Source organism: Limnoraphis robusta CS-951, from assembly GCF_000972705.2.
In genome coordinates this window covers 1-9138 of record NZ_LATL02000259.1, presented here as the reverse complement: position 1 = coordinate 9138, position 9138 = coordinate 1, and the positions used below count along the sequence as shown (strand labels likewise).

11 protein-coding genes, 1 pseudogene and 1 riboswitch are annotated in these 9138 nt (G+C 41.0%); of the genes and pseudogenes, 3 read left to right on the top strand and 9 right to left on the bottom strand.

Going from position 1 to position 9138, the window contains the following annotated elements:
* The first annotated feature begins 38 nt into the window (after nucleotides 1–38).
* Nucleotides 39–290, top strand: a complete 252-nt coding sequence (locus WN50_RS22080; protein ID WP_235441071.1) for a hypothetical protein — start codon at nucleotides 39–41, stop codon at nucleotides 288–290.
* A complete protein-coding gene (locus WN50_RS22075; RefSeq protein WP_235441070.1) occupies nucleotides 287–544 on the top strand; it encodes a hypothetical protein in 258 nt (85 codons plus the stop codon). Before WN50_RS22080 ends, WN50_RS22075 begins: the two co-directional genes overlap by 4 nt.
* 162 nt (nucleotides 545–706) lie before the next feature.
* Here the strand turns inward: WN50_RS22075 and WN50_RS22070 are convergent.
* From WN50_RS22070 to WN50_RS22035, 9 genes and pseudogenes are all read right to left on the bottom strand, one after another.
* Nucleotides 707–2119 (bottom strand): annotated as a pseudogene (locus tag WN50_RS22070) (leucyl aminopeptidase); the annotation flags it as partial.
* 1 nt (nucleotide 2120) lies between these two features.
* Nucleotides 2121–2386, bottom strand: a 266-nt coding sequence (locus WN50_RS36505; protein WP_281062904.1) for a M17 family peptidase N-terminal domain-containing protein, incomplete at its 3' end; no start/stop codon positions are given.
* Between the two features lie 340 nt (nucleotides 2387–2726).
* Complete coding sequence (locus WN50_RS36500; protein ID WP_082172522.1) at nucleotides 2727–3248, bottom strand: hypothetical protein; 522 nt, start codon at nucleotides 3246–3248, stop codon at nucleotides 2727–2729.
* Nucleotides 3215–3757, bottom strand: a complete 543-nt coding sequence (locus tag WN50_RS36495; protein WP_046277398.1) for a hypothetical protein — start codon at nucleotides 3755–3757, stop codon at nucleotides 3215–3217. Before WN50_RS36495 ends, WN50_RS36500 begins: the two co-directional genes overlap by 34 nt.
* 83 nt (nucleotides 3758–3840) lie before the next feature.
* Nucleotides 3841–4398, bottom strand: a complete 558-nt coding sequence (locus WN50_RS22055) for a carbonic anhydrase (protein WP_342586777.1) — start codon at nucleotides 4396–4398, stop codon at nucleotides 3841–3843.
* 173 nt (nucleotides 4399–4571) lie between these two features.
* Nucleotides 4572–4865, bottom strand: a complete 294-nt coding sequence (locus WN50_RS22050; RefSeq protein ID WP_046277399.1) for a P-II family nitrogen regulator — start codon at nucleotides 4863–4865, stop codon at nucleotides 4572–4574.
* 3 nt (nucleotides 4866–4868) lie between these two features.
* Nucleotides 4869–5843 carry a sodium-dependent bicarbonate transport family permease gene (locus tag WN50_RS22045; protein ID WP_046277400.1) on the bottom strand — a complete coding sequence of 325 codons (975 nt, stop codon included), beginning with the start codon at nucleotides 5841–5843 and terminating at the stop codon, nucleotides 4869–4871.
* Nucleotides 5844–6239: 396 nt separating this feature from the next.
* On the bottom strand, nucleotides 6240–7658 hold the full coding sequence (locus tag WN50_RS22040) for a sensor histidine kinase (RefSeq protein ID WP_046282139.1): 1419 nt from the start codon (nucleotides 7656–7658) through the stop codon (nucleotides 6240–6242).
* Entirely contained in the window at nucleotides 7651–8334 is a 684-nt protein-coding gene (locus WN50_RS22035) for a response regulator (protein WP_046282140.1), read from the bottom strand. Before WN50_RS22035 ends, WN50_RS22040 begins: the two co-directional genes overlap by 8 nt.
* Nucleotides 8335–8675: 341 nt before the next feature.
* Nucleotides 8676–8773: riboswitch (TPP riboswitch) on the top strand.
* Nucleotides 8774–8780: 7 nt separating this feature from the next.
* Here WN50_RS22035 and WN50_RS22030 point away from each other — a divergent pair.
* A partial coding sequence (locus tag WN50_RS22030) for a phosphomethylpyrimidine synthase ThiC (RefSeq protein WP_049560772.1) occupies nucleotides 8781–9138 on the top strand: 358 nt, incomplete at its 3' end.

Here is a 9138-nt window from a genome sequence, read left to right as displayed (position 1 = left end):
AGAATCATTCGTGAATGATGAATGCTGAATTATGAATAATGAAAGGAGGTTATCGTTGTCGTTATCTGCTACTAGCAATTTTGGGAATATCTTTATTGCTCATGGGCAAACAAAACCATCGCAAAGCCATTCAATCTTTAGAAAAGAGAATTGCAGAACATCAGGAAAAAATCCGGCTAGAATTGTTAAAAGAGAATCCAGATAGGGGTTTAATCAAACATTGGGAAAAAGAAATCCGTGCTTTTCAAAAAGGAATTGAACAAGCCTTGAAACGATTAGGGAGGAAATGATGCAACTGAGAGAAACTAACAAAATTGCCATAGATAACTCTACCTTAAGTCAACTCATTCTTGAATTGGGCGAAGAATGTCAAAATGTGCTTGCACTCACCAACCAACTCCAATTAGCCAATCTGAGTGCCAAACAAAAAGTAGAAATATTAGCAGAATTATTAACAGCAACGATTCATTTACAAACTCACTGTGATGAAGACTTGCAGAATTTGATTTCACAGGAATTGGAAAACACAGAAGACACTCTATAATCATTTCCTATGACAAATCAACAACTAAATTACACGGTTATTCTTGAAAAGGGCGCATTAAATCGCTATCTATAAGCCTACCATAAAATTCTTTAATAATAAACTCTTTACCCAAAGAAATAGTGAAAATAGGGTGAGCAGAACCCACCCCAATTTTACAGGTTATTGTAAGACCCAATTCACCAAAAGTCGCACCCCAAAACCCGTCGCACCTGTGCTGCTATACCCGTTATCTTTGTCTGTCCAAACGGGGCCAGCAACGTCTAAATGCGCCCAGGGTGTTTTCTCAACAAACTGCTTTAAAAACAGAGTTGCTGTAATGGAACCGCCCGGTCTTGGCCCGGTATTTTTCATGTCGGCATGAACGGCTTTTAACCCTTCAAAATATTTCTCCTCAATGGGCATTCGCCAGAGTTTTTCTCCAGTGCCTTTTGAGGCCATTTCCAACTGACTGGCTAAGTCATCATTGGGACTCCATAAGCCTGCAATATCATTACCTAACGCAATCACACAAGCGCCGGTTAAGGTGGCTAAATCGACCATTGCATCGACACCCAATTTATCAGCAAAAACCAACGCATCAGCCAGCGTTAAACGGCCTTCTGCATCGGTATTATTCACTTCGATTGTTTTGCCATTGGAAGCTTTTAAAAAGTCTCCAGGGTGCATTGCCCGACCGCTAATCATATTCTCTGTGACGGCACTAATAAAATGCACTTCCACATCGGGTTTTAACAATCCAATCGCTTTGGCTGCCCCAAACGTTGCTGCGGCGCCGCCCATGTCGGTTTTCATCATTTCAATACTACTCGCCCCAACTTTTAGGTTCAGTCCACCCGAATCAAAGGTTAAACCTTTACCAATAATCGCCAATTTCCGCCTCGGAGTTACGGTGGGTTTGTAAGTCAAATGAATGAATTTTGGCGGCAAATCAGACGCTTGGGCAACGCCTAAAAAGGCACCCATTCCTAACTTTTCACAATCTTCTTTTTCCAATATTTCAATCTCAAACCCATATTCAGATGCCAAGGCTTCCGCCATTTCTGCCATCGTAATTGGGTTAACTTCATTCGCGGGTGCTGCCACTAATTCACGGGCTAAAAACACCCCGGAACAGATATGTTGAGCGCGAGTAATGGCATCTTCGGTTCCGGCTAAACCTAATAATTCAACCTGTTCAATTGCAGGGCCTTTTTCTTCGGGTTCCGACTTAAAACGGTTATCTTGATACAAGGCTAATTCAACCCCTTCGACTAAGGCTTGAGTGGTTGCATCGGGCGTTTCACAGAGGGGAAAACTCAAACCAAGGGTTTTGCATTTAATCGTTTTTGCGAGACGTGCGGCTGTTGCTGCTGCCAAACGTAAGGTATCTAACGACAACTTTTCTGATGAACCTAAACCGATTAAAATTACCTTACGGATGGGGCTATTACTGCCAACCCGAGTGGAAGCATTACTGCTAGGTTTACCATCAAATTTTGTTTCTTCTATCAACTCTTTCAAGGTGCCTGCGAGTTTCTCATCTAACTGGGCTAATTCACCCGGTAACTCGACTTCATGTTCAAATAAACCAATNGTATCTAACGACAACTTTTCTGATGAACCTAAACCGATTAAAATTACCTTACGGATGGGGCTATTACTGCCAACCCGAGTGGAAGCATTACTGCTAGGTTTACCATCAAATTTTGTTTCTTCTATCAACTCTTTCAAGGTGCCTGCGAGTTTCTCATCTAACTGGGCTAATTCACCCGGTAACTCGACTTCATGTTCAAATAAACCAATTGCCAGGGCATCTCCTGTCCAATCAATGCGGGGTGTGTCTGTAACTCGAAATTCCATGCTTTCTACTTTAACCAATAAAGTCTGTCTCAACTTAAAAGAGTTTGACGCAATTGACGTCAAATCTGTTAATTGTTACAGTAGATTTTAATACAGATTGCATCAGGCTTGACAGTTTTACGGAAAAGGAAGGCGAAAAATGTCCAACTTTTCCACTCTGGCTTGCAAAATTGCTGTTATTTCTGCTGCTGACCCTGACCTGAGTTGATGAAGATGTGTTTGACCTCGCTCTGTTGATGGAGTATTGTTGTAAAGGTTGCTGGCTTTCAAATTCTAGTATTTTGGCGAACACTGAACCGTTTGAGTGTTGAGCAATGTTCGTTCTGATTTTGAGAGGTGCTTACTCATTCATATTTTTCAAAGTTGCAACAGCTGAGGGTGAAATTTGATTGAGATAGCGGAAAATCCAATATTTAAACATTGTGTCTAAAATCACGGGAAAGGTGGCAATAAACAGAAAAATAAAGTTATGGTTCGCTGCAATGCCAAAGTGACTCGCTACTCCTTCTAATAAAACTTCCCAACCGTGCGGAGAGTGAAATCCGACAAAAATATCGGTTAACAAAATGATGATAAATGCTTTTGCACTATCACTTAAATCATAGATTACATTTCCCAGAAAAGCTTTAAAATCATTTAACCCCCGTTGGTTAAAAATCAACACCAAAGTAAACGTTGCGAGTCCTACTAAGTCGGCAAAAATATTACTAATGGCTTCGCTGCTTTTGCTGCGAAATTCTTCGGAGACTTCCTCAGCTTTTTGATGAAGTTTTTCTTCAGAAAGTTCAGGGGAAATTTCTGGAGAGTTATAAAGTAAGCTTTGAAATTTTAAGCTTTCTTCAAATTCTTCGAGTTCGTGAATGGCTTCTGCTTTTGTTTTTGTTCGACCGCATAAAAATCGGTGGGAGAAAGTTTATTTTTTGAAGACATTTTTTGAGGGGTTTCGGGTTGAATGGGTTTAAAAGTTGCATCAATAGTCAGTTCGTCTTTTTGAAAAAAGTCAGCTTTTTTATATCGATCTAAAATTTCATCAATAAACCGAAGTTTTTCTAAGATTTCAAGATTGGATGATTTCCCCAGAGTACGACTCCATTTAAACTCCGCCACTCTCAAACGAATCACTCGCAAATTCTTCTTAACATCATCAACAAAATAATTTAATACATTTTGAGTATAAATTGAAGTTTTTGCAGAAACCTGTTGTCCTCCAAAATGATCTTCTTCTATTGCTTTAATTCTCAGTGCGGCTTGATAAGCTTGTTCTAAGGCTCTTTCGGAGGTTTGGAAAAACCAAGACTTACCGCTTTCTAAGGATTGTTGAAATCGATTGCCTAATTGATGATAATTTGATTTAATAATTGCACTGTTCATGGGTTTTTAAATACACAATTATGTCAAAAAATAGGAGCCGTATTAAAAAGATAAAATCACAATTTTCAACGGCTCCCAATGAACTAAACTGGGTTCATTACCGCCAGAGGGTCGGGAACAGGAAAAGATTCTTGTATCAACGGAACAAATTGACCTTTACTAGCATCATAGGCGGTAATTTGTCCGCTTTCGATTTCATAAACCCAAGCATGAAGATGAAGTTTATTTGCGTGAAGTCGAGTGCGAATAACGGGATAAGTTTCTAAGTTCTCCACTTGCGTCAGAACATTGGTTTGAATAGCAATTTTGATCAATTCTTCTTCAGAATATCCATGATAATTATCCCGAATAATTAGGCGAGTCGCTTCTGCGAAATGCTTCAGCCAGTCATAAACTAACGGCATTTCATCGGATAGGCTTTTAAGTTTTAACAGACCTTTCATGCTGCCACAGTGAGAATGTCCACAGACAATAATCTCCTTAATATCTAAAGCTTGAACTGCATATTCAATTCCTGCTCCTTCACTATTGAGTGAACCATAGGGAGGAATAATATTCCCCAAATTGCGAATAATAAACAGTTCTCCCGGTTCAGTTTGAGTGAGAAGATTGGGATCAATACGAGAGTCAGAACAAGTGATGAATAAAATCTCAGGAGTCTGACCATGAGACAGCCGCTAAAACAGGTCTTGATGTGCTTTGAAGTAATTTTCTTGGAAGTCATTTAAACCTGCAATTATTCGGTTGATTGGCATGGGTTCAATCTCAATCTAAAAGAGGACAAGGAGAACGTTTTAGTTCAGTCTAAAACCAGTTAATGTAAGACCCAGTTTGCATCCGTGACCAGACAGATTCCACCGACTTTTTTCAGGATAGGAGTAACCTCATCTACGACTTGATTGAGTTGCTTGTCATTGGTGCAAACAGTCATAATATAACTGTTACTTAAAACCGTTCCTAGATCATCATTTGCCACACCTCGATCTCCTTTTCCGGATGTATTATTCATCACGGTGTATCCAGAAACATTAGCCTTGGTTAACACCTCTAGAACTTCCTGAATTTCCAAGGAACTAATGATAATTTCAACCTTTTTGACTGCTTGCATGGTTTAAATTCCGAGATGTTTGATAATTTCCAGGTAAAGTGGTATTCCGACAATAATATTGAAGGGAAAAGTTAACGCTAAAGCCATAGAAACATAGAGGCTAGGATTGGCTTCGGGTACGGTCATTCGCATCGCCGCAGGGACAGCAATATAGGATGCACTGGCACACAAAATTGAGAATAACAACGTATTTCCTTCGCCCAAACCTAAAACTTTACCAATCACAATCCCAATTAAGGCATTAGCAACGGGAATAAACACAGAAAAACCAATTAGAAAAGAGCCTGTTTTTCTCAGTTCTTTGATGCGTCTGGCTGCGACTAATCCCATATCGAGGAGGAAGAACGTTAAAGCACCATAGAAAATTCCCTGAGTAAAGGGTTGCAATTTTTCCCAACCTTTTTCGCCCGTTAATGCACCAATAACCACGCTCCCAATCAGTAGAAATACAGAACCATTTAGAAAGGATTCGTGCAGAATTTTTACCCAAGAAAACCCGCATTCGTCTGACTCTTTTTGGGCAAAGAACCGCACCAATATAATCCCCACAATAATCGCGGGTGACTCCATTAATGCTAACGCTGCTACCATGTGTCCACCGTAGGGAATGCTGAGTTTTTCTAGAAAGGAACTCGCAGTAATAAACGTGACTGCACTGATGGAACCATAAGTTGCGGCGATGGCGGCTGAGTTGTAAGCATCGAGTTTTAATCTTAAAATAAAGAATGTGTAAAAGGGTACAATACAAGCCATCACAATTGCTGCAATCAGTGTAATGGCAATTTGAGCATCGATTCCGCTTTCTTCTAATTCATATCCGCCTTTAAATCCAATGGCTAAGAGGAGATAAAGTGAGAATAACTTCGGGAGAGGTTGAGGAATTTCTAAGTCTGATTTTAGAAAAACAGCCAACATCCCTAAGAAAAAGAACAGCACCGGGGGGTTGAGAATATTAAACAGAATCAGGCTTCCATCCATACAGAGGTTTACCGCTTGTAAAAATCTCAGTCCAGCTTAAATAAAAAACGTTAAGAGGACGGTGAGAAATGTCTAAGAATTTTCTTAATCAGTGGGGAAGACAGACTAACACACCCCAAAAACTCGGTTTTTATTCCTTTTATGATTGTTAACTGGTGAGGAGGGGGGCGGGTTTATAAAAGTTTTGCATGGGAAGATCTAGATTTGTTCAGAACCCGCCCCTACAACAAAGGACGGGTTGATGTTAGTTATTTCTGGGAAAGATAGACATTTTGGAGGAACCAGCCTCTAGAAAAAAGGACGGGTTGATGTTAGTTATTTCTGGGAAAATAGACATTTTGGAGGAACCCGCCCCTACAAAAAAGGCGGGTTTATAAAAGTTTTGCATGGGAAGATCTAGATTTGTTCAGAACCCGCCCCTACAACACTGTTCACTGTAAAGGTGAATGTTGTGCCTTGATTGACTTGACTTTGTACGGTTAATTTGCCATTATGTAAACGGGTAATTTCATTGGCGATCGCTAACCCTAAACCTGCCCCTCCAGTTCGACGAGAACGATCTTCTTCGACTCGATAAAAGCGATCAAATAAAAAGGGAAGATGTTTGGCTTCTATCCCCACTCCCGTATCTTTTACTTGTACCTCTACAACTTGATCGTTTTGAGTGGCTTTGAGCGTCACGGTTCCGCCACTGGGGGTATATTTGAGCGCGTTATCGATTAAATTTAACAACAAATTGGTCAAGTAATCTGCATTTCCCTGCACGAATAATTGTGGTGAAATATGTGCTAGAATCTGAATATGTTGGGTTGACGCTAAGGGTTGCATCTGTTCAACTAAAGTGCTTAAAAGATTGCTCAAATCAACAGACTGCAAGAGCGTTGGGTGCATCTGTCGTAAATCTAATCTTGCTAAAAACAATAAAGCATGAGTCAGACGAATTAAGCGATCGGTTTCTTGTTCTAAACTTTGCAAGGTTTGTTCGTATTCTGCGACGGTTCGAGGGTGGCTGAGGGTAACACCAATTCGTCCTTTAATTACCGTTAACGGTGTGCGTAATTCGTGGGCGGCGTCGGCGGTAAATCGTCGTTCATGTTCAAAAGCCGATTGCAAACGATCCAACATTCGATCTAATGTTTTGGCTAACCGTCTGACTTCATCGGTTGATCCTTGGTAGCCAATGCGCTGAGTAAAGTCATTCGCGCCAATACTCTGGGCGGTGCGAATAATACGTTCGATGGGACTCAAAGCGCGATCGGCCAAAAATAGCCCCCCTAACGCCGCAATCAGCAACACAAGAGGAAATCCCAACAACATTAATGTTAGCAGGTGTTCTGAGGCTTCGTAGATGGGTTCTAGGGATTCTGCAACTTGCAACCATTCCCCTTTATTGTTGGCGTCGGGAAGAATTTGGCTGTAAACGCGCCAAGTTGTTGTGGAGGCGGTGAGATTAGAAAAACCGGTTTGAGTCGGTAATGTTGTCGGTATGGCTTGATAACGCCCTAAACCATCCAAAATTTGACCGTTTTCATCGATTAATCGGATGGCAAAACCGACCTCTAATAAGTGTTTGGTAATGGCTTGAGAATCGATAGTTTTTCTAAAGGCTGGATGACCATTACTATTGATCAGATTCGTGAGGGTTTGGGTGCTGGTGAGTTGTAAACTGGTATCGAGTTGAGCCAGTAAACTTTGTTCTAGTTGGATATAGAGATAGCTACTAAATAACGTCAGCGTTAGGGCTAATAAAAAAATATACCAAGCCGTTAAACGAACTCGTAGGGAGTGTTTTCTCAAACGAAATTGTTTAATCATTTCCTTCCTCAGTTCTCACACAATACCCCACACCCCGAACGGTATGTAACAGTGTTTGATCAAAGTCTCGATCAATTTTTCGCCTTAAATAACCCACATAAACATCAACAACATTAGAATCATTATAAAAATCTACATCCCAAACCTGTTCTAAGATTTGAGTCCGGCTGAGAACTTGATTGGGATGGCGCAGCAGGTATTCTAACAGTTTAAATTCTAAGGGAGTTAAATCAATTAAACGTCCGGCTCGTCGGACTTCTCTTTTGGCGATATCCATCGTCAGATCGGCGACTTGCAAAACATTATTCATTTGTAGCGGAGGACGCCGTTGTAATGCTCGTAAACGGGCTAGTAATTCCGAAAAAGCAAACGGTTTAACTAAGTAGTCATCGGCACCATAATCTAATCCTCGAACTCGATCTTCTACGGTATCACAAGCCGTTAAAAGTAAAACGGGCGTTAATATTTTACGACTGCGAATTTTTTCTAACAGTTGAAAACCATCTATTGTAGGAAGCAACACATCAAGAATCATAATATCATACTCAAATGCCTCAGCATAATCCCAACCTTCTTGACCATCGTTAGCCACATCAATCACATAGCCAGCCTCTCGCAATCCTTGAGTAATAAACTGTGCAATTCCCGGTTCATCTTCAACTAATAAAACTCGCATTTTTATGAGGTTAAACTTACGCAGATTCTGGCTACATTTCCTCTGAACAATCGAGGCGATCGCCACCTCCATTTTAGAGATTATACCTTTAGGGATGATCACCCAACTATAGCGCTACACATTTAAGTTAAGACTGTCTATAAAGCTAAAAACCAATTCCAGCCAGGATTGTACTTTTGCCTATTGCCTATTCCCTGTCTTTTGCTATATTTTGACATTTTCCCGACACTGACTGCAAGCGTTAATGGGTCAGGTTTCCAAGTCAACTCCTCATGCTTTTGCGGCTAACTCTGCCCCCTTCCCCCCCTGCAAACTCCCCCGATTTGTGATACCATCAACTCCTAATAAGCTAGGGGTGCCTGCGAAGTCCAGGCTGAGACGACACCCTTGGAACCTGAGTCCGGTTAGTACCGGCGTAGGGAAGCTATCACCAGAGGGAATTAAAAATGAGAACTGAATGGGTTAATCTACGGCGTGGTCAAGCAAATGTTTCACAAATGCACTACGCCCGTCAAGGTGTATTAACTGAAGAAATGCACTATGTCGCCAAGCGGGAAAATCTTCCGGTTGAGTTGATTCGCGATGAAGTTGCCCGAGGTCGGATGATTATTCCGGCTAACATTAATCATACCAATTTAGAGCCGATGTGTATTGGCATTGCCTCTAAATGTAAGGTGAATGCAAATATCGGGGCATCCCCGAGTTCTTCTGATATTAATCAAGAAGTAGAAAAGCTGAATCTTGCTGTAAAATATGGGGCAGATACGGTGATGGATCTGTCTACAGGCGGCGGTGATTTAGATG